The organism is Bradyrhizobium sp. Bra64, from assembly GCF_024519875.1.
Lineage (GTDB): Bacteria > Pseudomonadota > Alphaproteobacteria > Rhizobiales > Xanthobacteraceae > Bradyrhizobium > Bradyrhizobium japonicum_G.
This window is the reverse complement of sequence record NZ_JALJRD010000002.1, coordinates 963,222-987,371: the sequence shown is the minus strand read 5'-3', so window position 1 is coordinate 987,371 and position 24,150 is coordinate 963,222. Positions and strand designations below refer to the sequence as shown.

Genomic DNA, 24,150 nt, shown 5'->3' with positions numbered 1-24,150 from the left:
GCAACGCAATTGCACTTGTTGCCGCGGCGCTTTACTTTGTCGGGCAAATTTCGACGGAACCAGACGAAAGGACGTTTCATGAGCGTGCGCCCTCAGGCCAAGGACAAGCCGGCTGCGGCTTCTTTTCAATGGGACGATCCGTTCCTGCTCGACGAGCAGCTCACCGAAGACGAGCGCATGGTGCGCGACACCGCTCGCGCCTATGCCCAGGACAAGCTGATGCCGCGCGTCGCCAAGGCCTATCTCGAAGAGACGACCGATCGCGAGATCTTCAACGAGATGGGTGAGCTCGGCCTGATCGGCATCACCCTGCCTGAGGAGTATGGCTGCGCCAATGCGAGCTACGTCGCCTATGGCCTCGTCGCGCGCGAGATCGAGCGGGTCGATTCCGGCTATCGTTCGATGAACTCGGTGCAGTCCTCGCTGGTGATGTACCCGATCTACGCCTATGGCGACGAGAACCAGCGCAAGAAGTACCTGCCCAAGCTCGCCAGCGGCGAATGGGTCGGCTGCTTCGGCCTGACCGAGCCTGACGCCGGCTCCGATCCGGCCGGCATGAAAACCCGCGCCGAGAAGGTTTCCGACGGCTATCGCCTGACCGGCAGCAAGATGTGGATCTCGAATGCGCCGATCGCCGACGTGTTCGTGGTCTGGGCCAAGTCGGCCGCCCACGACAACCAGATCCGCGGCTTCGTGCTGGAGAAGGGCATGAAGGGCCTGTCCGCGCCGAAGATCGGCGGCAAGCTCAGCTTGCGCGCCTCCATCACCGGCGAAGTCGTGATGGACGGCGTCGTGGTCCCCGAGGACGCGCTGCTGCCCAACGTCTCCGGCCTCAAGGGTCCGTTCGGCTGCCTCAACCGCGCCCGCTACGGCATCTCCTGGGGCGCGCTCGGCGCGGCCGAGGACTGCATGCACCGCGCCCGCCAGTACACGCTCGATCGCAAGCAGTTCGGCAAGCCGCTCGCCGCGACCCAGCTCGTGCAGAAGAAGCTCGCCGACATGGAGACCGAGATCGCGCTGGGGCTCCAGGGCTCGCTTCGCGTCGGCCGCCTGATGGACGAGGGCAAGTTCGCCCCCGAGATGATCTCGATCATGAAGCGCAACAATTGCGGCAAGGCGCTCGACATCGCCCGCGTCGCGCGCGACATGCACGGCGGCAACGGCATCTCGATCGAATACCACGTGATGCGCCACGTCCATAACCTCGAGACGGTCAACACCTATGAGGGCACCCACGACGTCCACGCCCTGATCCTGGGCCGCGCGATAACGGGTATTCAGGCGTTTTTCTGATTGCTCAGCTGTCATCGCCCGCCTTGTGCGCAGTTGCGCACCGGAGCGGGCGATCCAGCATCCCAGAGACCTCGCCTTCGCCACCGGCGCCGCGGCGTAATGGATACCCCGCCTTCGCGGGGGGTATGACGGCGAGGGGTGGGACCGTAGTGCACAGGAAGTCCCATGTCCGACAACGACGACGTCCCGTTCAACCGCAACTTTCCACTCAAAGCCGGAAGCGTCGAGGAAGTCCGACCCGGCGTGCGGCGCGTGCTCTGTAACAATCCGAGCCCGTTCACCTTCACCGGCACGGTCAGCTACATCGTAGGCCAGGGCAACGTCGCGATCATCGATCCCGGTCCGAACGACGAGGCGCATGCCGCGGCGCTGCTCGATGCCGTGCGCGGCGAGACGGTGAGCCATATCTTCGTCACCCACACCCACCGCGACCATTCGCCGAACACCGCGCGGATCAAGCAGGCGACCGGCGCGCCGGTTTATGCCGAAGGCCCGCACCGCGCCTCGCGCCCGCGCTTCGAGAGCGAGAAGCACAATCCGGAATCCGGCGTCGACCGCGACTTCGCGCCCGATATCAGGATCGCCGATGGCGACGTCGTTGAAGGCGACGGCTGGCGTCTGGAGGCCGTGGCAACGCCCGGCCACACCGCCAACCATCTTGCATTCGCCTGGCCCGAGCGAAAGTTCAACTTCGTCGGCGATCACGTGATGGGCTGGTCGACTTCGATCGTGGCGCCTCCCGACGGCTCGATGATCGACTACATGGCCTCGCTCGACCGCCTGGCCGCACGCGAGGAGGATCTGTATTTCTCCGGCCACGGCCCCGAGATCCCGGACGGGCCGCGTTTCGTGCGCTTCCTGATCCGTCACCGCAAGGCGCGCGAATCCTCGATCCTGCATCGCCTTGCCAAGGGTGAGACCGACATCCCGACCATGGTCCGCGCGATCTATATCGGCATCGATCCCAGGCTGACGACCGCCGCCGGCTATTCCGTGCTGGCGCATCTGGAGGATCTCGTCGCCCGCGGCGTGGTGGCGACGGATGGCGATCCCGTGATTGGCGGGACGTACCGGATGGCGAACGCCTAGCTCACGGTCACTTCTTGACCGTCTTCGCCGGCGCCTTCGGCGGGATCACCGGCGTCTTCTTCACCGGCTTGAGCGCGTCGGCATCGGCTGCGGTGTTGAGATCGTCGATGAATTTTTTCACGCGCGCGGCGTTGCTGCCGAGGTCGCTCTCGAAATAGCGCGAGGCGGAGCGGATATCGACGCGGGAATCGTCGCCGTCGGGCACGACGCGGATCGCGATGTCCTCGCGGAATCCCATGATCGGCGAGCGCGCCACCGCCTCGATGCGGCCGATGCGGCGCGGCGGCTGCGGCGCGCGCTCGTCGATGACAAGCCATTTGCGCTTGTTGACGAGCTGAAGTGCGATCGCATAGGCGCGGTCGACGGAAATCTCGAGCTCAATCGGCTCGATATCAGGATAGAACTGGCGCTGCTGCTCGGCCGAATAGAGGCCGGCATAGACGGCCGTGTTGGTGCCGTCGCCGGTACGCAGACGCGCCAGCGCATCGAACCGCGGCGGGTCGATCGGGTCCGTGGTGATGTCGTGGATCGCCGGCAGCTTGCGGTATTGCAGGCCGAGATAAGCGGGATAGCCGAGGATCGCTGCGTCGATAAGGAAGGCAAGCAGGATGCGCGCCATGCCGCGCGAGCCGTTCTGCCAGATTGCGGCAAAACCGGCGAGCCCGAACAGGATCGAGAGCGCGGCGATCCCAAGCCCGCCGAAGAAGGTCGCGAGCGCCGGCTTCATCTCCAGGAAGCCGAAGCGGAGGATGAGGATAGAGACCACCACCGCCACGACTGCGAACACGGCCAGATTGCGCGCCCAACTTGCGAGGCTGGACACGGGCTCCGACTGATAGGGAGCGGAAAACCTGCGGGCCATCGGGTGAGCTCTGCCGAAGTCTTGGGGCGCGGTGCCGGCCGATCTGGCGCGACGATGGGCCGTTGAGACCACGCCCCGGCCGTAAATTCAAGCGTTCCGCAGGCGTCCGGACCGTCATGGCCGGGCTTGGCCCGGCCTTCCACGCCTTTCTGCAGCCGAGACGCGGATGCCCGGGACGAGCCCGGGCATGGCGCCTGTGACGGCCTACCTATGCCGCCGCGTTGGGAAAGCGATAATCCTTGAACTGGTCGCGCAGCGCCGTCTTCAGGATCTTGCCGGTGGCGGTGTGCGGGATGCCGTCGACGAAGGCGACGTCGTCCGGCATCCACCATTTGGCGATCTTGCCGTCCATGAACTTCAGGATGTCCTCGCGGCTGGCCTGCTGGCCCTGCTTGAGCTGCACGATCAGGAGCGGCCGCTCGTCCCATTTGGGATGGAACACGCCGATCACGGCGGCCTCCGCCACGGCGGGGTGGCCGACTGCGAGGTTTTCGAGGTCGATCGAGGAAATCCACTCGCCGCCGGACTTGATGACGTCCTTGGAGCGGTCGGTGATCCGCATGTAGCCGGCCTCGTCGATGGTCGAGACGTCGCCGGTGTCGAAGAAGCCGTCCTCGTCGAGAATGTTGGTGTCAACGCGGTAATAGGCCTTGGCGACGGCCGGGCCGGAGACCTTGAGACGGCCAAAGGTCTTGCCGTCCCACGGCAGCTCCTTGCCGGCATCGTCGGTGATTTTCATCTCCACCGCGAACGGCGCGTAGCCCTGCATCTGCAGCACGTCCAGCCGCGCCTCGCCGGTGGCATTCTGGAACGGCGGCTTCAGCGCCGCCACGCTGCCGATTGGGCTCATCTCGGTCATGCCCCAGGCGTGGCGCACGTTCGCGCCCATGTCGAGGAAGGCCTTGATCATCGAGCGCGGCATCGCCGAGCCGCCGCAGATCACCATCTTCAGGTCCGGCAGCTTCAGATTGTTGGCGGTCATGTGCTGGAGCAGCATCAGCCACACCGTCGGAACGCCGGCGGTGTGCGTCACCTTCTCGGTCGAGAGCAGCTCATAGACCGAGGCGCCGTCGAGCTTGGCGCCGGGCATCACCAGCTTGGTGCCCTGCGACGGCGCGGAGAAGGCGATGCCCCAGCTGTTGGCGTGGAACAGCGGCACCACCGGCAGCATGGTCTCGGAGGCGCTGGTGCCGAGCGCGTCGACATTGTTCGCCATCAGCGCGTGCAGCACGTTGGAGCGATGCGAATACAGCACGCCCTTCGGATCGCCCGTGGTGCCGGACGTGTAGCACATCGCGGCTGCCGTGTTCTCGTCAAAATCCTTCCATTTGAATTGGCCGTCGGCCTCCGCAATCCAGTCCTCGTAGGCGACCACATTCTTCAGCGTCGTCTGCGGCATGTGCGCCTTGTCGGTGAGCACGACGTAGCGTTCCACGCTTCCCAGCTTGTCGGCGATCTTCTCAAGGACCGGAACGAAGGTGATGTCGGTCATCACGATGCGGTCCTGCGCATGGTTGATGATCCAGGCGATCTGCTCGGGGAAAAGGCGGGGATTGACGGTATGGCAGATGGCGCCGATCCCCATGATGCCGTACCACGCCTCGAGATGGCGCCAGGTGTTCCAGGCGATCGTTGCGACACGGTCGCCGAGCTTGATGCCGTCGCGCTCCAGCATCTGCGAGACCTTGAGCGCGCGCTTGTGGATGTCGCCATAGGTGGTGCGATGGATCGGCCCCTCGACCGATCGCGTGACGACCTCCTGCTTGCCATGAATCCTGGCGGCGTGTTCGATGATACGGTGGCAGAGCAGGGGCCAATCTTGCATCAAACCAAGCATTCCGTCGTTCCTCCGAGAATTCGCTGGGCGGTTGTCGCTCTCAGCGCTGGGCCAAAGAATTGTCATGAGTTTTAGCCTGCCGGACTTTCGCCGCAAATGGTCTTGTCGCGGCTATATGTCCGCCGGCGCGGCAATGGTTACCGTCGCGCTGGGGCTGTCGCTCGTGCTCGCCGAGAGGGCGGAGGCGCGAAAATATGCTGGTCCGCTGGATATCTTCGGTCTTGGTACACCACGGCCGCGCGCGACGCATCATTCCGCCAAGATCCCGCTACCGAAACCGCGCCCTGAGGAAGCCCCCAAAGCATCGGACGAGGCCGCGCCGGAGGCCGAAGGCAAGCCTTCCCCGGACAGGCCTTCCCCGGACAAGCCTTCTCCCGACAGGCCCAACGCCAGCAAGCCCGCCGAGGCCGCGGCGCCGCCCGAGAAGCAGGTCTCGGCCTGCCGCCTTGCGCTGACCGAGGACATCGCAGTCGCGCCCTCGATCCCGGATATCCGCGGTCCAGGCGCCTGCGGCGGCGAGGATCTGGTGCGGCTGGAGGCCATCGTGCTGCCGGACAAGCGCAAGGTGGCGGTCAAGCCGGCGGCGATTCTCCGCTGCACCATGGCGTCAGCGATCGCCGATTGGGTGCGCAAGGACATGGTGCCGCTGGCCGCGAGCCTCGGCTCGACCATCAGCGATCTCGACAATTTCGACAGCTTCGAGTGCCGCGGCCGCAACCGCGTCGCCGGTGCGATACTGTCCGAGCACGGCAAGGCCAACGCCATCGACGTCCGCGCCATCAAGCTCGTCAACGGGCAGTCGATCGGTCTGACCGACCGCACCTTGTCGCGCGACGTGCGCGAGCGCGTGCTGCATTCGGTCTGCTCGCGTTTTACGACCGTGCTCGGCCCCGGCTCGGACTGGTACCACGAGGATCACATCCATCTCGATCTGGCCCAGCGGCGCAACGACTACCGGATCTGCCAGTGGAACGTCTGGGACCCCCTGCCGCAGGTCGCCCCGCTGCTGCCGGCGGAACGGCCGGAAGAGGCCCCGCCGCGCGAGGTCGCGGCCAAGGCGGACGGTAAATCCGAGGCTGCCAAAGACCAGGCGGATGAGGCCGAAGAGCCCGAGAAGCCCGCGCCTCCCGCACCGAACCCGGCATCCAAGAAGCCCGCAACAAAAAAGCGCCGGTAGAACCGGCGCTTTTTCAATTCAGGAGATCGGGAGACGATCAGTATTGGCTCGTTTGGCTGGCGCCGCCCTGCAGCGCTAGCCGCGAGTTGTACGGGGAGTCACCGTGCTTCGGCTCGAGCACGACCACGATCGTGCCGACCTTGACGCGGCTATAGAGGTCGATTGCGTCCTCGTTGGTCAGGCGGATGCAGCCCGACGAGATCGAGGCGCCGATATATTCCGGCTGGTTGGTGCCGTGAATGCGGAACAGCGTGTCCTTGCCGCCCGAGTAGAGATACATGGCGCGCGAGCCCATCGGATTGTCCGGACCGGGCGCGACGAAGGTGGGCACGCCGAGGCGCGAAATCTCGCCGGGGGTCGGGTGCCAGGCCGGCCACTCGGTCATGCTGCCGACCTTGGCAATGCCGGACCAGGCCATTGCCTCTTCGCCGACGGTAATGCCGTAACGGATCGCCTTGCCGCCATCCATCACGTAGTAGAGATAGTGATTGTCGGAATCGACCACGATCGAGCCCGGCGCTTCCTTGCGATGGTAATCGACGATAGCGCGGCGGAACGGCTCAGCGACCGGGGTGTTCTCGTACCGAACCTTGGCAAGGAGTTCCTTGTCCTTCGGCTTGAAGGCCTTGGTGTCGGTCGCCTCAAAATGCGTGGCCTGCATGCAGCCCGACAGCATCAGGCCAGCGGCCAAAATACCCAGCATAACTTTCAGCGACGACATGATTTGATTCCAATCGAAAACAACAAGCTTTCGCGGGGCTTGAGCCAAGCCCAAATTCCACGATTCCGTTGACCCCCATTATCGTTGAAATCTGCCACAATTCCAGCGTTTCGGACCTTCTCCCGCACTGCGAGCCCCTAGCTGTGGCTTTTTTGCCGCAAGTTTTGCACCCCAGAGCTCGCTTTTGGACAAAGGATGCCGAACTGTCGATTCCATGCCACGGTCGGGCCACGGCGCCGCCACAAATGCAAACGCTCCGTTAATGTGCTTGTCATCATGAACTTGTCAGAATCGCGCTAAGGGCTGTCATTCTGTCGCAGGCCCTGCTGGAGTTGTGCATGTTTTCTGTGTTTCTTCCCTCCGAGGGCTCCCTCAAGAAGGCGGTCGTCGACGATCTCGCGGCACTACCGGAGGCGGCGGTCTGGATCGACCTGGTCAATCCGACCGCGGCCGAGGACAAGGCCGTTGAGCGGCTCGCGGGTATCGCGATCCCGACCCGGGAAGACATGCAGGAGATCGAGATCTCCAGCCGCCTCTATATCGAGAACAGCGCGCGCTACATGACTGCGACGCTGATGTGCCACTCCGATACCGACATGCCCCGGACCACGCCGGTAACCTTCATTCTGGGCGACCATCGGCTGGTGACGGTGCGCTACGATCTGCCGAAGCCCTTCGCCCTGGTCGAGGCCAAGCTTGCCCGTTCGTGCGTGCCCACGATCACCGGCGAGATGGTGCTGGTGGAACTGCTGGACGCCGTGATCGACCGCTGCGCCGACATTCTGGAGAAATGCGGCGCCGACATCGACCAGGTCAGCCACGACATCTTCGAGCCCGAGAGCGAGCGCCACGGCCACGCCAAGCAATATTCCCAGATCCTGATCTCGATCGGCCGCAAGGGCGATCTCACCTCGAAGGTCCGCGAGAGCCTGGTGTCGATCGGCCGCGTCGTCACGTTCCTGTCCGCGGTGGTGGAGGGCGTGAAATGGTCGAAGGACATGCGCGAGCAGCTCAAGACCATGCAGCGCGACGTCGCCTCGCTGACCGACCACGCCTCCTATCTCTCCAGCAAGATCACCTTTGTGCTCGACGCCATGCTCGGCGTCGTCAATCTCGAGCAGAACAACATCATCAAGCTGTTTTCGGTCATGGCCGTCGTCCTGATGCCGCCGACGCTGATTGCCTCGATCTACGGCATGAACTTCAAGGCGATGCCGGAACTCGAGTGGGCGCACGGCTATCCGTTTGCGCTGGTGCTGATGCTGATCGCGGCGATCGTCCCGTACTGGATCTTCAAGTGGAAGAAGTGGCTCTGATCTCGTAGCCCTCTCGGGAGATAGCTACCGAGACCTTACGCCGGTCGTAGAGACACGGTGCTTGGTGTCGCAGAATAGAGCGGGATTGAGGCCGTGCGGTGATGTGTGCGCAGTGCCCCAATTCCTCCGGTAAAATTTGAGCGGTGGGCTGAACGTTTGCGCGAAACTTGTCTGCGATAAGCAGTGGGTTAGCCGCGAGGAACAGCCATGGTTGAAAAACACATAACGTCGCTCCGCAACGTCATTGATCTGGCGAACTATCGTCAGGTCCTGGCGAGCGGCAAGGCGGCGTCGATGTCGGCACGCATGTGCCGGCACTGTGGTGCTCCGCTGCTCGACGGTGAGAATGACGACGACTGCTCGACTGCATTTAATGCCGCAGCTCCCCGGCTGCGCGATCGGTCGCGTCGGATTCGAATCGACTGAGCAACGGAAAGAAGGGCGGGCGATCCAGGTCTTGCGGCGGCGTTGTCTGGATCGCCTTGCTTCCCTGAGCACTTCCAATTCTCTCATTGCGAGGAGCGACTTGTCTGCCGTAACTCGAGGAGCGAAGGCGGCAGCGACGAAGCGATCCAGACCGTCTCCGTGGAGGCAGTCTGGATTGCTTCGCTTTCGCTCGCAATGACGCGCACCTACACGTGCTGGCCGCCGTTGATGTGGATCTCGGCGCCGTTGACGTACGAACTGGTGTCCGTGCACAGCACGTAGATGATCTTGGCGACCTCGTCGGGCGTACCGAGGCGGTGCATCGGGATCTGCTGCTCGACGATCTTCTCAGTGCCCGGCGACAGGATCGAGGTGTCGATCTCGCCCGGCGCGATCGCGTTGACGCGCACGCCGACCCGGCCGAAATCCGAGGCCATCTCGCGCGTCAGGGATGCCAGCGCGGCTTTGGAGGTCGCATAGGCCGCGCCTGCGAAGGGATGCACCCGCGAGCCCGCGATCGAGGTGACGTTCACGACCGAGCCCTTGGCCGCCTTCAATTCCTCGATCAGTCCCCGCGCCATCATGATCGGCGCGAAGAAGTTGACGTTGAACACGTGCGTCCAGGTATCGAGATCGGTGTCGACCGAGCCGAGCCTTGAGCCTCCAGGGCCCTTTGGCGAGATCGCGGCGTTGTTGACGAGCGCATGGAGCATGCCGCCTTCGAGGCGGTCGCGGATGTCGGAGATCGCACGCGTGGTATCGGCGGGGGTGGCAAGGTCGACCTGGATGTGATCTTCGGGGCCTGCGTCCCACGGGCAATCCTCCGGGAACGGATGCCGCGAGCAGGTGATGACGCGCCAGCCCGCCGACGAGAAGCGGATCACGGTGGCGTGGCCGATGCCGCGGCTCGCTCCGGTCAGGAGCAGCGTGCGGCGCGGCGCATTGGACGAATGCGGCATGGACATCTTTCAGATCGGCCAAAGCTCTAGGGATACATCCGCGTCTTGGACCACGGCTCGCCGGCCGCGTCACGGCGAAATTCGATGCGGTCGTGCAGGCGAAATGGGCGGTCGTGCCAGAACTCGATGCGCGCCGGCGTGATGCGCCAGCCGCTCCAGCCCGGCGGACGCGGCACCTCGCCGATGACGTGCTTGGCCGCGACCTTGGCGATGGCCTGCTCGAAGGCGAAGCGGCTTTCCAGCTCCTGCGACTGCTTGCTCGCCCAGGCGCCGATCTGCGCCTGCTTGGGGCGGGTCGCAAAATAGGCGTCGGCCTCGGCGTCGGTCACCGGCGTCACGTTGCCGCGGATGCGGACCTGACGGCGCAGCGACTTCCAGTGAAAAAGTAACGCCGCCTTAGGATTTGCGGCGAGTTCGCGGCCCTTCTGGCTCGCGATGTGGCTGTAGAAGACGAAACCATCGGTATCGAAGCCCTTCATCAGCACCATTCGCACGTCCGGAAGCCCTTCCGGGTCGACGGTTGCGAGCGCCATCGCGTTCGGATCGTTCGGCTCGCTCTTGATGGCCTCCTTCAGCCAGGCCTCGAACAGCGCAAACGGCTCGTCGGCGGCGGTGAAATCACCGGATGTTAAGGGTGTCTGGTGTTTCATCGAAGTCGTGTCGGTCATGTCTGGAGTCCGAGTTGCGTCCTGCGGCCCAAAACGCGTTGTTGTCCGCTTCCGCCCTATATAGGGCATGGGGACGCGTTGGCCTATCGTCGATCCGGCCGTCCGGCTTCGTCATGACCGTCGTTCTGATCGGGCTCGGCACCAGCGGCTGCAGCTTTTCGCGCAATGACACGAGTGCCTACGCCAAGGCCGACGACAGCGACCTCACCGGCTCGATCGCGATGCCGGCGAAGGAGGCGGCCCCCACCGAGACCGATCTCGCCTTCGCCCGAAACGCCGCCTCCGACGTCCTCAGCAAGGGCGACAAGGATTCCAGCCAGCATTGGGAGAATCCGGAGACCGGGGCGCGCGGTTCGGTTACGCCGATCGCGCAATCCTATGCCGCCGAGGACGGCCGCAAGTGCCGCGATTTCCTGGCGAGCTACGTCAACGGCCGCACCGAAAGCTGGCTCCAGGGCGCCGGCTGCCAAAGCACCCGTGGCCGTTGGGAGATTCATACGCTAAAGCCATGGCGGAGCTGAGCATGATCCGGACCCGAAGGGCCGCGTTCGCGAAAAGCGGGAACCGGTTTTTCGATAAGATCGTGCTCCAGAGGTAGAGAATCAGCCCCGAAGACTAGTTGCAAAAATGCCACTCGCCCCCACATGAGGCTCAGATGGGGCGGGGAGCCCTTTGAACATATCGATTTCCCGAGAGGAGACGTGACGGATGCGCGACCCCTATGAGATCTTGGGGGTGCCGCGGAGCGCCAACGCTGCCGCGATCAAGAGCGCCTATCGCAAGCTTGCCAAGAAGCATCATCCCGACAGCAACAAGGATGACCCGAAGGCCGCAGAGCGCTTCTCCGAGATCAATTCGGCAAACGAGATCATCGGCGACGAGGACAAGCGCAAGCAGTTCGACCGCGGCGAGATCGACGCCGACGGCAAGCCGCGCTTTCAGGGCTTTCCGGGCGGCGGCGGGCCACGCGGTCGCGCGGGTCCCGGCGGGTTCGAAAGCTACACGTTCCGCGGTGGCGGCGCGGGCCCCGGTCAGGGCGCCGGCGCGTTCGAGGATATCCTCAACAGCATGTTCGGCGGTGCGCGCGGCGCGCGGCCCGGGGCCGGTGGTGCCGGGCAGTTCGAATTCGACACTGGCGGGATCGGGGTTGATCTCGACCTGAATGTCGCCATGACCGTCTCGCTGGAAGAGTCGGTGCAGGGCGGAGAGAAGCGCGTCCGGCTGCCGACGGGCAAGGAGCTCAACGTCAAGATTCCGGCCGGTGTTACCGAGGGCCAGCAGATTCGGCTCCGGGGGCAGGGCGAAAGCGCTCAGGGCCATCCGCCGGGCGATCTTCTGATCACCATCAGCATTGCGCCGCACCCCTTCTTCAAGGTCGAAGGCGCCGACCTCAGGATCGACCTGCCGGTCACGCTCTATGAGGCGGTGCTCGGCGGCAAGGTCCGCGTGCCCACTCTCGGCAATGCCGTGGAATTATCGGTCCCGAAGAACACCTCCAGCGGCCGGACCTTCCGCCTCAAGGGCAAGGGATTGCCAAAAGCCGGCGGAACCGGGGATCTCTTCGTCACCATCAGGATTATGCTACCGGACGGGAACGACGCCGAGCTTGAAGCATTGATGGAGAAGTGGCGGGACCAACACCCCTACAATCCACGTAGCGGGCTTGGCTGATGCATGATCCGCAAAAGCGCGTAGCGGTTTTGTGAAAAGATCATGCGCAAACAAAGAGCTAAGGCGCGGGCTATCGCGCTTTAGGGCGAGATCTGAACTGAAGGGGTTCTCCTAAGGTCTAGAGCATCCTCCCTGCAGATGATGCTCATCATACAGGTGAAGCGTGGTAGCGCTTCGACGCTCGACGTGTCGGTTGTCCGGCGGGGCAGCCGATAAAAAGGTGCGGCCTCGAGAGGGGGACCAGCGCGGTACCAAAAACCCCAATCGAGGCCGCCCGCGTCGATCGGCGGATCGAACGCTGCTCATTTTCGCGTGATCATCCGGTGCGATAATGAGACGCGCCGATGTCTTGATTCCAAATTTTCAATGTCGGAATCGAGGCACCGCGTTTGTGTGGTTGTCTAGGTACCGTTTTTCTCGGCCTGGTCGTACACGGCCTGCGCCACCTTGGTCAGCCGGTCGCGATCGCCGCCGCCGCTGACGACGTAGCCGACGCCGCGCTCGGCCCAGAACAGCGCGCCGTCCTTGTCCGTCCTGGCGTACCGCATCTGCGTCGCGCCGTTCTCGGTTTTGGCGGTGTAGATCGTGTATCGCTCGCCCGAGGCGCCCTCATACATCAGGAACGACGCCGGACCGTTCGGCCCCGGCAGGAGCCGGCCGCCGACCAGCTTCAGCCCGCTCGCCTCCAGGTTCGGCGCGAACACGGTCCAGCCGCAGCGCCTGGTGAGCCACGCCTGGAGGTGGTCGCGCTCGTTGCCGCCGACTTCGACGGGGTGGCGAACCTCGACGACATAGAGGCGGTGGGCGTCGAGCGCGTCCGTCGTGAAGCTCTGGAAGGTCGATGGTGCGTTGGCGGCGCCATGCGCCAGCCAGCCGGCAGTGCCGCCGGTGACGAAGGCAACCAGCACGGCCGCGGCGGCGCCATAGAGCCAGTGCCGCGGGCGGCGTTCCAGCCGCTCGAGCTCAAGCCGCGCCGGCACCGGCTCCTGGGCGACGGAATCATAGCGGGCGTGCAGCATCTCGGCCATGGCGCGCCACGACTGCACGCGTTCGGCATCGTCAGGCTGGGCGGCAAGCCAGGCCTCGACGTCGGCGCGGCGCTCGGCCGGCAACTCGCCGTCGACATAGGCGTGCAGCTCGTCTTCGGTCACTGGGATCTTGCGGTCGTTCATATCGGTCGTCTCTGGCTCTGCGGCCCAAAATGTCTTTCGTGATTCAACTGCGCCGCGTCCCACTCCATGCGTGGGAAGCGCCATGCGCAATGCATCAACCCTGCCATCATCATTTCACCCGCCTGAGCGCCGGGCGCTCGCCCTCCAGCGAGGCTTTAACGTGGGCACGGGCGCGGGCCAGGCGCGACATCACGGTGCCGATCGGCACGCCCTGGATGTCGGCGACCTCGCGGTAGCTCATGCCCTCCAGCATCACCAGGAGCAGCACCGAGCGCTGCTCCTCGACCAGCGTCGCCAGCGCCTTCTCGATGTCACGTCCTTCGGCTTCGGTCCCGCTGGCATCCGGGTTGTTCTCCGTCAGCTGCATGAATTGCGGACGCCTTGCCAGCGAGCGCCGCCGGTTCTTGTTGAGGTTGGTCAGGATCGTGTACAGCCAGCTCCTGACGTCACCCCCGAGGAACAGGCGCTCCGAACGCAGCGCCCGCACCAACGTATCCTGCACCAGATCGTCGGCCGCATCCGCCTCGCGCGTGAGCGCGCGGGCGTAGCGGCGCAACGCCGGGATCATGGCTTCCACACTTTGGCGAAACGCACTCATGCCGTCTTGACGTCCTGATGTTCGGCGCGAGCGCCACAACGATCATAACACCCGAGCGGAACAGCTATTCCGGCGCTCGAAACAGCGTTAACGCCGCGTATTAGGACTATACCGCAAGGGAGGGCTGGTGTACCTCCAGACCTTGACCCAGCTCGACGGGACGTTAGGAAATGGCGCAGAATTCGGGACTGATGCAAGGCAAGCGGGGGGTGATCCTCGGCGTTGCCAACAACCGCTCGATCGCCTGGGGCATCGCCAAGGCATGCCACGCGGCCGGCGCCGAGCTCGCCTTCACCTATCAGGGCGACGCGCTGAAGAAGCGCGTCGAGCCGCTCGCCGCCGAGATCGGCGGCCTCGTGCTCGGCCATTGCGATGTGACCGATGCTGCCAGCATCGATGCCGCCTTCGCGGTGCTGCAGGAGAAGTGGGGCAAGATCGATTTCCTGGTGCACGCGATCGCCTATGGCGAGCAGCTCGACGGCCGCTACGTCGACACCACGCAGGAGAATTTTTCCAAATCGATGCTGATCTCCTGCTACTCGTTCACGGCGGTGGCGCAGCGCGCCGAGAAGCTGATGACCGACGGTGGCTCACTGATCACGCTCAGCTATTACGGCGCCGAGAAGTGGATGCCGCATTACAACGTGATGGGCGTCGCCAAGGCGGCGCTGGAGGCCAGCGTGCGCTATCTCGCCGCCGATCTCGGCGAGAAGGACATTCGCGTCAACGCCATCTCGGCCGGGCCGATCAAGACGCTCGCGGCGTCCGGCATTGGCGATTTCCGCTATATCCTGAAGTGGAACGAGGCCAACGCGCCGCTGCGGCGCAACGTGTCGACGGAGGACGTCGGCGGCAGTGCGCTGTACCTCCTCTCCGATCTATCGCGCGGCGTCACCGGCGAGGTGCATCACGTCGATTCCGGCTACCACGTGCTGGGCATGAAGCGCCCGGACGCGCCGGATATCCCGCTTGGTGGATAGAGCATGATCCGGAAAAGTGGGAACCGGATTTCCGATCAGATCATGCTCAAACAACAGAGCTAGCCTTTATCTGGAATGGCCGTGCCCACGATCTATTATCTTCGCCACGGCGAGACCGAGTGGAATGCGCTCGGGAGGCTTCAGGGCACCAAGGACATTCCGCTGAACGCGCGCGGCCGCGGCCAGGCCGTGCAGGCTGGCGGCATTCTCGCCGATCTGTTCAAGCGCAACGGCCGCGACAAGGCGGGGCTTCCCTACGTGTCGAGCCCACTCGGCCGTGCGCGCATGACCATGGAGCTCGCCCGCGGCAAGCTCGAGCTGCCGGTGGCCGGCTACGCGCTCGATGATCGCCTGCGCGAGATCGGCTACGGCACCTGGGAAGGGCTCACTCTGGCCGAGAGCGAGGCCTCCGATCCCGATGTCTACGCCCGGCGCCTCGCCGACAAATGGACAGTGGGTCCCGCGGGCGGGGAGACCTACGCTGATGTGCAGGTCCGCGTCCGCGCCTGGTACGACCAGCTCCGGACCGACACCGTCGCCGTCGCCCATGGCGGCACCTGCCGGGCCCTGATGGTCTCGCTCGGCCTGGAGACGCCGGCGAGCGCCGCCGAGCTCTATATCGAGCAGGGCGCCGTCTACGTGTTTCGCGACGGACGGCTGGAGAAGTATAGTTAAGGCGGGCCGCCGCCGTCCGGAGCGGCGGGTTTGACCCCCGGCCCCCCGCGCGTTACCACACGCCGGAACCGAGCCAGCGAGCAGCGATGTCCTTCAACACCTTCGGTCACATGTTCCGCGTCACCACCTTCGGCGAGAGCCACGGGGTGGCGATCGGCTGCGTGGTCGACGGCTGTCCGCCGATGATCCCGCTGACTGAAGCCGACATCCAGGGCGATCTCGATCGCCGCCGGCCCGGCCAGTCGCGCTTCACCACCCAGCGCCAGGAGCCGGACCAGGTCAAAATCCTGTCCGGCGTGATGGCGCATCCGGAGACAGGCGTGCAGGTGACGACAGGCACGCCGATCGGGCTCCTGATCGAGAACACCGACCAGCGCTCGAAGGACTATTCCGAGATCAAGGACAAGTTTCGCCCGGGTCATGCCGACTTCACCTATGAGGCCAAATACGGCCTGCGCGATTATCGCGGCGGCGGCCGCTCCTCCGCGCGCGAGACCGCGACGCGCGTCGCCGCCGGTGCGATCGCGCGAAAGGTGCTGCCCGATGTAAAGGTACGCGGTGCGCTGGTGCAGATGGGCCCGCACAAGATCGATCGCGACAAATGGGACTGGGACGAGATTGCGAAAAATCCGTTCTTCTGTCCGGACAAGGACAAGGCCGCCTTCTTCGAGACCTATCTCGACGGTATCCGCAAGAGCGGCTCCTCGATCGGCGCGGTGCTCGAGATCGTCGCCGACGGCGTGCCGGCAGGACTGGGCGCGCCGATCTACGCCAAGCTCGACGCCGAGCTTGCATCCGCAATGATGAGCATCAATGCGGTGAAGGGCGTCGAGATCGGTGCCGGCTTCGGCGCGGCCGAGCTCACCGGCGAGGAGAACGCCGACGAGATGCGTACCGGCAATGACGGCACGCGCTTTCTGTCCAACCATGCCGGCGGCGTGCTGGGCGGCATCTCCACCGGGCAGCCGGTGGTGGTGCGCTTCGCGGTGAAGCCGACCTCGTCGATCCTGCAGCCGCGTCTGACGGTGGATCGCAAGGGCGCCGACACCGAGATATTCACCAAAGGCCGCCACGACCCCTGCGTCGGCATCCGCGCCGTTCCCGTCGGCGAAGCCATGATGGCCTGCGTGCTGGCCGATCACTTCCTGCGCGACCGCGGGCAGGTTGGGCGGTAGGGCAGGGCGAGCGGTCGTGTCGCGGTACTAGCCCACCGCGCAGCTTGACGATCCCACAACTTCGTCCGCAAATGCGGACATGCAAAACTCCGAGATCCAGCGCATCACCAACTGGCTGATCGACGGCGCGAGGTCGTCGGGGACACCCTCCGAGATGATCGCCGAGGTCTGCGAGCATCTGGTCGCGGCCGGCCTCCCGCTGTGGCGGTTCGGCATCTTCATCCGCACGCTGCATCCGGAAATCTTCGGCCGCAATTTCGTCTGGCGGGAGGGGCAGAAGGTCGAGATCGGCACCGTCGATTTCGAGATCCTCGAGACGCCTGAATTCGCACGCAGCCCGCTGCGGATCGTGTTCGAGGAGGGACTGGAGGTCCGGGGGCGGATGGACGATCCGGACAGCAAGCGGTTTCCGTTCCTCGACGACATGCGCGCCGAAGGCGTGACCGACTATTTCGCGGTGCCGATGCCCTATCTCGACGGCTCGATCCACGCGACGAGCTGGGTCACGCGGCGTCCCGGCGGTTTCAGCGAAGACGACATCGCGGCGATCCGGACCCTCGTGGCGCCGCTCGCGCGCGTCAGCGAGATCATCAGCCTGCGCCGCACCGCCGAGATGCTGCTCGACACCTATGTCGGCAACCGCGCCGGCGCGCGCATCCTCGGCGGCCAGATCCGCCGCGGCCACAACGACACCATGCAGGCGGCGATCTGGCTCTCCGACCTGCGCGGCTTCACCGCGTTGTCGGACCGGCTGCCGGCCGAGACCGTGGTCGAGATCCTCAACCATTATTTCGACTGCCAGGTCACCGCGATCCGGGGCCATGGCGGCGAGGTGCTGAAATTCATGGGCGACGGCCTGCTCGCGGTGTTCCCGATCGACGAGTATGTCGGCGACGCCGCCCATGTCTGCTCGCGCGTGCTGGAGGCGGCGCGGGAGTCCCGCGCCAGCGTCGAGGCGCTCGCCTATCCCGTCGGCGACGTCGTCGAGCGCTTCCGCTTCGGCGTCGCGCTCCACGTCGGCAACATCCTCTACGGCAATATCGGCGGCGGCAATCGCCTCGATTTCACCTGCATCGGTCCTGCGGTCAATCTCGCGGCAAGGCTGGAGAAGATCGCAGGCCGGACGGGACGGACCGTCGTGGCGTCCGAGGGCTTTGCCAGCGTCTGCAACGGCGGCTGGCGCGAGCTCGGCGAATTCCCGATCGCGGGCTTTTCCAAGGCGCAGCGCGTCTACGGACTGGCGGAGGAAACGCCGGTGGTGATGGCCTGAGGTAGTCCCCGGAAGTCGGCCGCCGCCAAACCGGTCGGCAGAATTTCAGGTGCCACTCGCCATCACCGACCTCAGCGGTACATCCAACTGATAGACAAATCCGGACGCTTCATAGGCGAGGCGCACCTGCCCGTTCAGTTGCTGGCCGAGTGACTCGATCATCCGGGTGCCGTAGCTCCGCCGGGTCGGCGGCGTCACTGCGGGTCCGCCGCTTTCGCTCCACTTCAGCCGCAGCCTCTGCTCGATCTCGTCTACGGTCCATGCGATCTCGACATGGCCGGAGGAATTGGACAGTGCGCCGAATTTCGTCGTGTTGGTGCAGAGCTCGTTGAATGTCATCGCGAGCGCTATCACGGCACCGGATGTGATCCTGAGGTCCGGTCCATTGAAATGGAATCGTCTGCCCCCCTGAACGTCAAAGGGATCGGTGGCGCCGCTCAGGGTATGGGTGAGGCTCGCATTTGCCCAGCTGACCTGGATCAACAGGTCGTGGGCACGCCCCAACGCCAGCAAGCGGCCGTCCATGGCCTTTTGCCCCTGCTCCAGATTGATTGCGGCCCGGAAGCTCTGGGCTGCGATTGCGCTCACCGTCGCAAGCGTATTCTTGATGCGATGATGCAGTTCTCCGAGAATGAGCTTTTGCAGCTTGTCGGCAGCCTCGCGCTCCTGGGCTTCGATGCCCGCTTGAGCGAGCAGCAGCTTGGCGTCGGTGTCGGCCTGTTCCAGCAAGAGGCGGAGATTGTCGTTTTCCGCGACCAGAATCGATTCCTGCGGCGATCGAACCACCTCGAGGTCTTCCCCGGAGGCCGTGGTTGCGCTCGGGACGATCTTCAACGCGCCCGCCCCGATCATTCCCTGCAACTGAGAGATCATTTCTTCGACAGCGAGCGGCTTGCGAAAGAAGCGGCTGTCTGCCGGCGCTTCGGCTTCAGACGGCTTTACCTGGCCGGACACCAGCACGATCTTGATGGCAGGCCAGCGATCGTGCACCGCGTGGGCCAGCTTCAGGCCGTCCATGCTGCCGGGCATTTGGATGTCGCTGAACAGAAGCGAGATGTCCGATCGCGACTCGAGGATCGCGATTGCTTCGTCGGCGTTGACGGCCTCCACGGGGTGGAATCCTGCATCCTCCACGATATCGACCGCGCGCATGCGCAGTATCATCTCGTCTTCGACGACGAGAACGTTCGGCGAGGACGTTGGAATCGTTGACATCTGTGCACCACTTTCCTGCATCGGCCGACAAGCCCGGTCGGCGCCTTGCAATTGTTGGTCTAGCGGCGCGCAGTCACCAAACGAGCGTCATGAACTCTGACATCCGACCCACTTCTGCGCAGGCACGATGCTTTGAAGTCCGGCCAGACTTGGCCGGAGCAATTCCGGACAACAGGATGGATTGCGAGCCGATCCGCTTTTGCCAGAGCGACTGTCTCGCGCGCCTTCACTTCGGGAGCAAAGCCGGGCAACACAATCACGGACGCTCCGAGGAGGAAGAACATCGCGAACGCGATAAGAGATTTCATCATTCGGGGGCCGCTTTGGCTGTTGTCTGCCCCCGCTTCGTTTGGGGAGTGCTGCTACAACGGCCAAACCGAAATATCGTTCATTATATGCAACTTATATTCGAGGTCGCATCTGTCGGCGGATGCCGACCGTGGCCGGTGGTCGCTCGACATGAAGAGACCGCCGTCCAGGGTTGGCTTTGCCGCTACCTTGGCACTTTCGGGCGAGGCGGGCTGATCCAGTTATGAATGTGCGAGGCGGTTTCGCTCAACTGCGCTGCCTTGAGAAGCGCTTCGCGCTGGGCTCCGGGTGGCGCGATCTCTGCGCGGCGGCGGGCTTCGTCTGCCAATTGGGCAAGACGATCGCTGAGCGGGATGCTTGTCTTGGTGGTGTTTCGCACGGGAGCTCCGCATGTGGGCGGGAGCGCGAGAATCTCTCAGTCACCGTTGGAGGCCGGGATGAGCCGGTGATGGCTCACCATGCGCTTCCTGGCGGCCAATAGATACCTTATTCGGCGGGCAAATCGGGCTGGAAACGAAAGACGGCGCGCCTCATTCCTCCGGCTCCGTCGTGAACAACAGCGGATAGCCCTTGGCCCGGCCGGCGTCGGTGGCGCGGGTCGCCTTGGTCTCGGCGACGTCCCTGGTGAACACGGCGACCACGCAGGCGCCCAGCTTGTGCGCGGTGATCATGACCTTGTAGGCCTGATCCTCGGTCATGCGGAATTCGGCCTTCAGGATCATGGTGACGAATTCACGCGGCGTGAAATCGTCGTTGATCAGGATGACCTTGTGCAGCTTCGGCCGCTCGACCTTGGTCTTGGTCCTGGTTTTCGGCTTGGTGACGGTGTCGTTCATTCCGCCTCCTGGACACGGCGGGCTGGGGGTTCGGCCGGAGCGCTCAGCCTCCGGCCTTCTCACCATATTGCAGGACCTGCACCTTCTCCAAGGTGATCAGCCCGCTCGACATCATGCCGTCCAGGATGGGCAGGAATGCGTTGATGTTGTCCTCACTGTCGACGATCTCGATCAGCAGCGGCAGGTCTTCTGACAGCCGCAGGATCTTCGATGTGTGCAGCCGGCTCGACTTGCCAAACCCCATCGGTCCGCGCAGCACGGTGGCGCCTGCCAGATGCCGCTCGCGTGCCGTCATCACGATGGCTTCATAGAGCGGCTTGCCGTCGAAATGGTCGCTCTCGCCGATGAAGATCCGGAGCGAGACAGCCTGATTGGGGATTTGCATGGTCAGCTCCTTTTCAAGCGGTTGTAGCGGCTTGCCATCATATGGCCTGCCCACACCGATACCAGCCAGCAGACGACCGACGCCGCGATATAGGCCAGCGCCGTGTATTTCAGGCCGCCATGGAGCAGGCGGAAGGTCTCCAGGCTGAAGGTCGAGAAGGTGGTGTAGCCGCCGCAGAAGCCGGTCATCACGAACTGCCGGTGCCCGGGACTTGCCAGCACACGGCCGTCGGGACCGGTCAGCGCCGCATAGAAGCCGATGATCAGCGATCCAGTGGCGTTGATGAAGAGCGTCGCGAAGGGAAAGCCCGGACCGGTATCGAGCGCGAGCCCGACCAGATAGCGCGTCAGCCCGCCGGCGATGCTGCCGGCTGCAACCCAGGCATAGAGCGTCGCGCTGTGCCAGCGCTCGGCGGAGGAGGGAGCGTTCATCTGCGTCTATCCTCCAAGGCTGTCAGCAAGGAGGAAACCGCAGCTCACAGCGGCAAGACACAGTCCGACCGAGAACACGATATTGCCGAGCGCATGCATCGGCTCGCCGTTGCGCGCCAGGGTGAGCGTCTGCAGGCTGAATGAGGACACCGTGGTGTAGCAGCCGAGGAAGCCGGTGACCGCGAACAGCCAGGGATCGGGCGCGGCGAACACCGACCCGGGGTGGGTCGCCAGCGCGCCAAAAATGCCGATCAGGAAGGCGCCGGTGACGTTGATGGTCATGGTTCCCCAAGGAAAGGTCTCGCCCATCCGCCGCGCGATCGCGCCGGAGACGAAATAGCGCGCACAGCCGCCAAGGACGCTGCCGATCGCGATCGCAATCACTCCGCTCAGCACGACGAACAGTCCTCCGTCATCTCATTTGCTCCGCTGCGAGCCCGTTGCCGACGGCGAAGAGTCCCACGAGCGCGACCAGTGCGAAGCCGAGCCCGGCCAGGAACGTTGCGGCCGGACCATAGGCATCCCACAGCGCGCCGGCGATCACGCTTGCGGCCAGCAAGGCAAGGCCGGTGAACAGGTTGAAATAGCCGAACGCGGTGCCGCGCAAGCTCGGCGGTGCTGCGTCGGCGACGAGGGCCGAGAGCAGGCCTTGCGTCAATCCCATATGCAGCCCCCACAATACGACGCCGAGCGCGAGGCCCGCGAGATTGGGCAGCAGCGCAAGCGCAAGATCGGCGCCGGCGAGGAGGACAAGGCCGAGCGCGAGCAGGCCGGTGCGGTTGATCCGGTCCGAGAGCACGCCGGCCGGATAGGCCGACAGCGCGTAGACGACGTTCATCAGCACCAACACGGCCGGCACCCACATCGCGTTGAGCCCGATGTTCTGCGCGCGCAGGATCAGAAAGGCCTCGCTGAAGCGCGCCAGCGTGAAGACGATTCCAACCGCGACGACACGCCAGTACACCGATCCGAGTTGCCGCATCGCGACGGCGTTCAGCGGATTGCTCGACGGCTCCCGGCGCGGGTCCGGATCCGGCTCGCTCACCGCAAATGTGACCAGTCCGAACGACAGGAACGCTGGCAGCACTGCCACCCAGAACACGATCGTAAAATTGTCCGCCGTCCACCACATCAGGCCGATCGCCACGAGCGGACCGACGAACGCGCCGATGGTGTCGAGCGACTGTCGCAGCCCGAAGCTCGCGCCGCGCAGGCCGATGGGTGCGATATCGGCGATCAGCGCATCGCGCGGGGCGCCGCGAATGCCCTTGCCGACGCGGTCGATGAAGCGGGCGGCAATCAGCCATCCGACGCTTGGAGCAAGCGGAAACAACGGTTTTGTCAGCGCGGCCAGCCCGTAGCCGAGCGCGGCGAGCAGCTTGCGCCGGCCGAGCCAGTCCGACAGCGCGCCGGAGAAGATCTTCGTGATCGAGGCGGTCGCCTCGGCAATGCCCTCGATGAAGCCGACGGTGAGCGTGGAGGCGCCGAGCACGGTGACCAGATAGACCGGCAGCAGCGCATGGATCATCTCGGAGGAGATATCCATCAGCATCGAGACGAAGCCGAGCACCCAGATCCCTCTGGGCAGCCCCGCACGCGCAGCATTCGGTGTCGTCGTCACGCCTTGGACTTCTCCTTGACCTTCACGTCCTGACCCTCTCCTGGCCTTCTTCCAGGCAACAAAAAACCCGCCATTGGCGGGTTCGTCCATGCTCCCGCCGAAGGCAGAGGCCCAAAAGATTGCCTCTCCTCAAGCAGGAGTCATCAGCCCATTACAGCCGGAGGCCGCCGGGCGGTTGTCGGGGGACTCCATCCCCATCTGTGCGGCCAGCCTAGCATGGAAATCGCGCCGGACAAGTGGGCGGGACGCTCTGTCCCAATGGCTCGTCATTCCGGGAGCGCCACTCGAGCCGCGGCACGGCGGGGCCGGACGGGCGCGTGTGTTCCAGCGGCGCAAGCGCGGCAACATGACGGCAGCTTTGCGTAAAGCGCGCCAGTCCCGACTCGCAAATCCTGTCTCGCAAGATTCTCAGCCCGCAAAGCTTAACTGGAATGTGAAGCGCAAGCGATCTTCGCACTTTGCGGCAAGGAGATTGCATGTCACCATCGCGTCATACGACGGGAGGCTGCGATGCGCTTGCTGTTCTCGATCGGGGCTGTGCTGTTGACCGGCATGTTCGCCGGAGGGGATGTTGCGGGCATCGCGGCACCAGGACCCAGGTTTGGTTCGCCTGGATCCGAGCCGCCCAAGATTCATCCGCGACGGCTGGCGGCCGACCGGGACGCGCAGACGGTCGATGTCGAACTGATCCTCGCGGTCGACGTGTCCTACTCGATGGACATGGATGAGCTCGCGATCCAGCGCGAAGGCTATGCGCAGGCGATCCAGTCGAAGGAATTCCTGCAGGCGCTGAAGCTGGGTCCGAACGGCCGGATCGCCGTGACCTATTTCGAGTGGGCCGCTTCGACCGACCAGAAGATCATCATTCCCTGGCGGCTGATCGACGGGCCCGAGACGGCGGACGCCGTCGCCGCCGAAATCATGAAGACGCCGATCCGGCGCGCCTCGCGCACCTCGATCTCCGGCGCGATCAATTTCGCGATGCCGCTGTTCGATGAGGACCCCTATCGCGGCCTGCGCCGCGTGATCGATATTTCCGGCGATGGTCCCAACAACAATGGCGGCCCGGTCACGGTGGCGCGCGACGCCGCGATCGAGAAGGGCATCGTCATCAACGGCCTGCCGATCATGGTCAAGGAGCCGTCCTATTCGACCATGGATATCGACAATCTCGACTACTACTACGAGGATTGCGTCACCGGCGGCCCCGGTTCCTTCGTGATCACGATCAAAGATCGCGACAAGTTCAAGGAAGCAATCCGCACCAAGCTGCTGATGGAGGTCGCCGGCCGCACGCCGGAGCGCCCCGTGATGCACGTTGCGGAGAAGGAAAAGGAGCCGCGCGTGAGCTGCATGATCGGCGAGAAGATCTGGTCGGACCGCTGGGGGCGCTGAACGCCCACCTCCAATGAGACCTTTTGCCCGATCCCGCCCCGTAAGATCTTAACTGCGCGTTAACTGTCG

The 24,150-nt window shown here is 64.5% G+C and carries 25 protein-coding genes and 1 riboswitch; of the genes, 12 read left to right on the top strand and 13 right to left on the bottom strand.

Annotated elements, in window-relative coordinates:
- Nucleotides 1-78 precede the first annotated feature (78 nt).
- Together NR187_RS12080 and NR187_RS12075 are read left to right on the top strand one after the other, a co-directional pair.
- The gene (locus tag NR187_RS12080) at nt 79-1,293 is read left to right on the top strand and encodes an acyl-CoA dehydrogenase (protein ID WP_135177394.1); all 1,215 of its coding nucleotides are present in this window, start codon (nt 79-81) and stop codon (nt 1,291-1,293) included.
- Between the two features lie 165 nt (nt 1,294-1,458).
- Nucleotides 1,459-2,382: an MBL fold metallo-hydrolase gene (locus NR187_RS12075; RefSeq protein ID WP_211382491.1), complete on the top strand. Its 924-nt coding sequence runs from the start codon at nt 1,459-1,461 to the stop codon at nt 2,380-2,382.
- A gap of 7 nt (nt 2,383-2,389) precedes the next feature.
- On the opposite strand, the gene NR187_RS12070 is transcribed toward NR187_RS12075, so the two are convergent.
- Complete coding sequence (locus NR187_RS12070) at nt 2,390-3,244, bottom strand: DUF1499 domain-containing protein (protein ID WP_211382492.1); 855 nt, start codon at nt 3,242-3,244, stop codon at nt 2,390-2,392.
- A gap of 208 nt (nt 3,245-3,452) precedes the next feature.
- Entirely contained in the window at nt 3,453-5,081 is a 1,629-nt protein-coding gene (locus NR187_RS12065; protein WP_211382493.1) for a fatty-acid--CoA ligase, read from the bottom strand.
- A 64-nt stretch (nt 5,082-5,145) separates the two neighbouring features.
- Between NR187_RS12065 and NR187_RS12060 the strand changes: the two genes are divergently transcribed.
- Nucleotides 5,146-6,258 carry an extensin family protein gene (locus NR187_RS12060; RefSeq protein WP_211382494.1) on the top strand — a complete coding sequence of 371 codons (1,113 nt, stop codon included), beginning with the start codon at nt 5,146-5,148 and terminating at the stop codon, nt 6,256-6,258.
- A gap of 37 nt (nt 6,259-6,295) precedes the next feature.
- On the opposite strand, the gene NR187_RS12055 is transcribed toward NR187_RS12060, so the two are convergent.
- Complete coding sequence (locus NR187_RS12055; RefSeq protein ID WP_211382495.1) at nt 6,296-6,979, bottom strand: L,D-transpeptidase; 684 nt, start codon at nt 6,977-6,979, stop codon at nt 6,296-6,298.
- A 338-nt stretch (nt 6,980-7,317) separates the two neighbouring features.
- Here NR187_RS12055 and NR187_RS12050 point away from each other — a divergent pair, with 338 nt between their 5' ends.
- Together NR187_RS12050 and NR187_RS12045 are read left to right on the top strand one after the other, a co-directional pair.
- Entirely contained in the window at nt 7,318-8,295 is a 978-nt protein-coding gene (locus NR187_RS12050; RefSeq protein ID WP_211382496.1) for a magnesium transporter CorA family protein, read from the top strand.
- 207 nt (nt 8,296-8,502) lie between these two features.
- Nucleotides 8,503-8,721 (top strand): hypothetical protein, encoded by a 219-nt coding sequence (locus NR187_RS12045; RefSeq protein ID WP_211382497.1) that lies wholly within the window; start codon nt 8,503-8,505, stop codon nt 8,719-8,721.
- 206 nt (nt 8,722-8,927) lie between these two features.
- Here NR187_RS12045 and NR187_RS12040 read toward each other — a convergent pair whose 3' ends face one another.
- Both NR187_RS12040 and pdxH read right to left on the bottom strand, forming a co-directional pair.
- Complete coding sequence (locus tag NR187_RS12040) at nt 8,928-9,680, bottom strand: SDR family NAD(P)-dependent oxidoreductase (protein ID WP_211383509.1); 753 nt, start codon at nt 9,678-9,680, stop codon at nt 8,928-8,930.
- A 26-nt stretch (nt 9,681-9,706) separates the two neighbouring features.
- Nucleotides 9,707-10,348 (bottom strand): pyridoxamine 5'-phosphate oxidase, encoded by a 642-nt coding sequence (pdxH, locus tag NR187_RS12035; RefSeq protein WP_211382498.1) that lies wholly within the window; start codon nt 10,346-10,348, stop codon nt 9,707-9,709.
- Between the two features lie 113 nt (nt 10,349-10,461).
- On the opposite strand from pdxH, the gene NR187_RS12030 reads away from it, so the two are divergent.
- Complete coding sequence (locus NR187_RS12030) at nt 10,462-10,869, top strand: RT0821/Lpp0805 family surface protein (RefSeq protein ID WP_211382499.1); 408 nt, start codon at nt 10,462-10,464, stop codon at nt 10,867-10,869.
- A gap of 187 nt (nt 10,870-11,056) precedes the next feature.
- Nucleotides 11,057-12,019, top strand: coding sequence for a DnaJ C-terminal domain-containing protein (locus NR187_RS12025; RefSeq protein WP_211382500.1), 963 nt, complete (start codon nt 11,057-11,059; stop codon nt 12,017-12,019).
- 401 nt (nt 12,020-12,420) lie between these two features.
- On the opposite strand, the gene NR187_RS12020 is transcribed toward NR187_RS12025, so the two are convergent.
- Both NR187_RS12020 and NR187_RS12015 read right to left on the bottom strand, forming a co-directional pair.
- On the bottom strand, nt 12,421-13,191 hold the full coding sequence (locus NR187_RS12020; protein WP_211382501.1) for an anti-sigma factor: 771 nt from the start codon (nt 13,189-13,191) through the stop codon (nt 12,421-12,423).
- Between the two features lie 109 nt (nt 13,192-13,300).
- Entirely contained in the window at nt 13,301-13,789 is a 489-nt protein-coding gene (locus NR187_RS12015) for a sigma-70 family RNA polymerase sigma factor (protein ID WP_211382502.1), read from the bottom strand.
- A 170-nt stretch (nt 13,790-13,959) separates the two neighbouring features.
- Here NR187_RS12015 and fabI point away from each other — a divergent pair, with 170 nt between their 5' ends.
- The 4 genes from fabI (at nt 13,960) to NR187_RS11995 (ending at nt 17,889) form a co-directional block, all read left to right on the top strand.
- Nucleotides 13,960-14,769 carry an enoyl-ACP reductase FabI gene (fabI, locus tag NR187_RS12010; RefSeq protein WP_211382503.1) on the top strand — a complete coding sequence of 270 codons (810 nt, stop codon included), beginning with the start codon at nt 13,960-13,962 and terminating at the stop codon, nt 14,767-14,769.
- Nucleotides 14,770-14,844: 75 nt separating this feature from the next.
- The gene (locus tag NR187_RS12005; RefSeq protein WP_211382504.1) at nt 14,845-15,444 is read left to right on the top strand and encodes a histidine phosphatase family protein; all 600 of its coding nucleotides are present in this window, start codon (nt 14,845-14,847) and stop codon (nt 15,442-15,444) included.
- An 86-nt stretch (nt 15,445-15,530) separates the two neighbouring features.
- Nucleotides 15,531-16,619 carry a chorismate synthase gene (gene aroC / locus NR187_RS12000; protein WP_211382505.1) on the top strand — a complete coding sequence of 363 codons (1,089 nt, stop codon included), beginning with the start codon at nt 15,531-15,533 and terminating at the stop codon, nt 16,617-16,619.
- 79 nt (nt 16,620-16,698) lie between these two features.
- Nucleotides 16,699-17,889 carry an adenylate/guanylate cyclase domain-containing protein gene (locus NR187_RS11995; RefSeq protein WP_211382506.1) on the top strand — a complete coding sequence of 397 codons (1,191 nt, stop codon included), beginning with the start codon at nt 16,699-16,701 and terminating at the stop codon, nt 17,887-17,889.
- 45 nt (nt 17,890-17,934) lie between these two features.
- Here the strand turns inward: NR187_RS11995 and NR187_RS11990 are convergent, their stop codons facing one another.
- From NR187_RS11990 to NR187_RS11960, 6 genes are all read right to left on the bottom strand, one after another.
- A complete protein-coding gene (locus NR187_RS11990) occupies nt 17,935-19,104 on the bottom strand; it encodes a sensor histidine kinase (RefSeq protein ID WP_211383510.1) in 1,170 nt (389 codons plus the stop codon).
- 839 nt (nt 19,105-19,943) lie between these two features.
- A complete protein-coding gene (gene clpS, locus NR187_RS11980; protein ID WP_014497217.1) occupies nt 19,944-20,249 on the bottom strand; it encodes an ATP-dependent Clp protease adapter ClpS in 306 nt (101 codons plus the stop codon).
- A 43-nt stretch (nt 20,250-20,292) separates the two neighbouring features.
- On the bottom strand, nt 20,293-20,634 hold the full coding sequence (locus tag NR187_RS11975; RefSeq protein ID WP_211382508.1) for a DUF190 domain-containing protein: 342 nt from the start codon (nt 20,632-20,634) through the stop codon (nt 20,293-20,295).
- 2 nt (nt 20,635-20,636) lie between these two features.
- A complete protein-coding gene (crcB, locus tag NR187_RS11970; RefSeq protein WP_211382509.1) occupies nt 20,637-21,065 on the bottom strand; it encodes a fluoride efflux transporter CrcB in 429 nt (142 codons plus the stop codon).
- A gap of 6 nt (nt 21,066-21,071) precedes the next feature.
- Nucleotides 21,072-21,461, bottom strand: a complete 390-nt coding sequence (crcB, locus tag NR187_RS11965) for a fluoride efflux transporter CrcB (protein ID WP_372703047.1) — start codon at nt 21,459-21,461, stop codon at nt 21,072-21,074.
- 16 nt (nt 21,462-21,477) lie between these two features.
- Nucleotides 21,478-22,776: an MFS transporter gene (locus NR187_RS11960; protein ID WP_315986378.1), complete on the bottom strand. Its 1,299-nt coding sequence runs from the start codon at nt 22,774-22,776 to the stop codon at nt 21,478-21,480.
- A gap of 37 nt (nt 22,777-22,813) precedes the next feature.
- Nucleotides 22,814-22,891: riboswitch (Fluoride riboswitch) on the bottom strand.
- 305 nt (nt 22,892-23,196) lie between these two features.
- Between NR187_RS11960 and NR187_RS11955 the strand changes: the two genes are divergently transcribed.
- The gene (locus NR187_RS11955; RefSeq protein WP_211382510.1) at nt 23,197-24,081 is read left to right on the top strand and encodes a DUF1194 domain-containing protein; all 885 of its coding nucleotides are present in this window, start codon (nt 23,197-23,199) and stop codon (nt 24,079-24,081) included.
- Nucleotides 24,082-24,150 lie beyond the last annotated feature (69 nt).

Coding starts and splice junctions, on each gene's coding strand:
- NR187_RS12080 (WP_135177394.1), top strand. CDS start 79: ATGAGCGTGCGCCCTCAGGCCAAGGACAAGCCGGCTGCGGCTTCTTTT.
- NR187_RS12015 (WP_211382502.1), bottom strand. CDS start 13,789: ATGAGTGCGTTTCGCCAAAGTGTGGAAGCCATGATCCCGGCGTTGCGC.
- NR187_RS12070 (WP_211382492.1), bottom strand. CDS start 3,244: ATGGCCCGCAGGTTTTCCGCTCCCTATCAGTCGGAGCCCGTGTCCAGC.
- NR187_RS11960 (WP_315986378.1), bottom strand. CDS start 22,776: ATGGACGAACCCGCCAATGGCGGGTTTTTTGTTGCCTGGAAGAAGGCC.
- NR187_RS12045 (WP_211382497.1), top strand. CDS start 8,503: ATGGTTGAAAAACACATAACGTCGCTCCGCAACGTCATTGATCTGGCG.
- pdxH (WP_211382498.1), bottom strand. CDS start 10,348: ATGACCGACACGACTTCGATGAAACACCAGACACCCTTAACATCCGGT.
- NR187_RS11955 (WP_211382510.1), top strand. CDS start 23,197: ATGCGCTTGCTGTTCTCGATCGGGGCTGTGCTGTTGACCGGCATGTTC.
- NR187_RS12065 (WP_211382493.1), bottom strand. CDS start 5,081: ATGCTTGGTTTGATGCAAGATTGGCCCCTGCTCTGCCACCGTATCATC.
- NR187_RS12050 (WP_211382496.1), top strand. CDS start 7,318: ATGTTTTCTGTGTTTCTTCCCTCCGAGGGCTCCCTCAAGAAGGCGGTC.
- NR187_RS12040 (WP_211383509.1), bottom strand. CDS start 9,680: ATGCCGCATTCGTCCAATGCGCCGCGCCGCACGCTGCTCCTGACCGGA.
- NR187_RS11995 (WP_211382506.1), top strand. CDS start 16,699: ATGCAAAACTCCGAGATCCAGCGCATCACCAACTGGCTGATCGACGGC.
- fabI (WP_211382503.1), top strand. CDS start 13,960: ATGGCGCAGAATTCGGGACTGATGCAAGGCAAGCGGGGGGTGATCCTC.
- NR187_RS12075 (WP_211382491.1), top strand. CDS start 1,459: ATGTCCGACAACGACGACGTCCCGTTCAACCGCAACTTTCCACTCAAA.
- NR187_RS12060 (WP_211382494.1), top strand. CDS start 5,146: ATGAGTTTTAGCCTGCCGGACTTTCGCCGCAAATGGTCTTGTCGCGGC.
- NR187_RS12005 (WP_211382504.1), top strand. CDS start 14,845: ATGGCCGTGCCCACGATCTATTATCTTCGCCACGGCGAGACCGAGTGG.
- NR187_RS12030 (WP_211382499.1), top strand. CDS start 10,462: ATGACCGTCGTTCTGATCGGGCTCGGCACCAGCGGCTGCAGCTTTTCG.
- clpS (WP_014497217.1), bottom strand. CDS start 20,249: ATGAACGACACCGTCACCAAGCCGAAAACCAGGACCAAGACCAAGGTC.
- NR187_RS12025 (WP_211382500.1), top strand. CDS start 11,057: ATGCGCGACCCCTATGAGATCTTGGGGGTGCCGCGGAGCGCCAACGCT.
- NR187_RS11975 (WP_211382508.1), bottom strand. CDS start 20,634: ATGCAAATCCCCAATCAGGCTGTCTCGCTCCGGATCTTCATCGGCGAG.
- crcB (WP_211382509.1), bottom strand. CDS start 21,065: ATGAACGCTCCCTCCTCCGCCGAGCGCTGGCACAGCGCGACGCTCTAT.
- NR187_RS12055 (WP_211382495.1), bottom strand. CDS start 6,979: ATGTCGTCGCTGAAAGTTATGCTGGGTATTTTGGCCGCTGGCCTGATG.
- aroC (WP_211382505.1), top strand. CDS start 15,531: ATGTCCTTCAACACCTTCGGTCACATGTTCCGCGTCACCACCTTCGGC.
- NR187_RS12020 (WP_211382501.1), bottom strand. CDS start 13,191: ATGAACGACCGCAAGATCCCAGTGACCGAAGACGAGCTGCACGCCTAT.
- NR187_RS11990 (WP_211383510.1), bottom strand. CDS start 19,104: ATGTCAACGATTCCAACGTCCTCGCCGAACGTTCTCGTCGTCGAAGAC.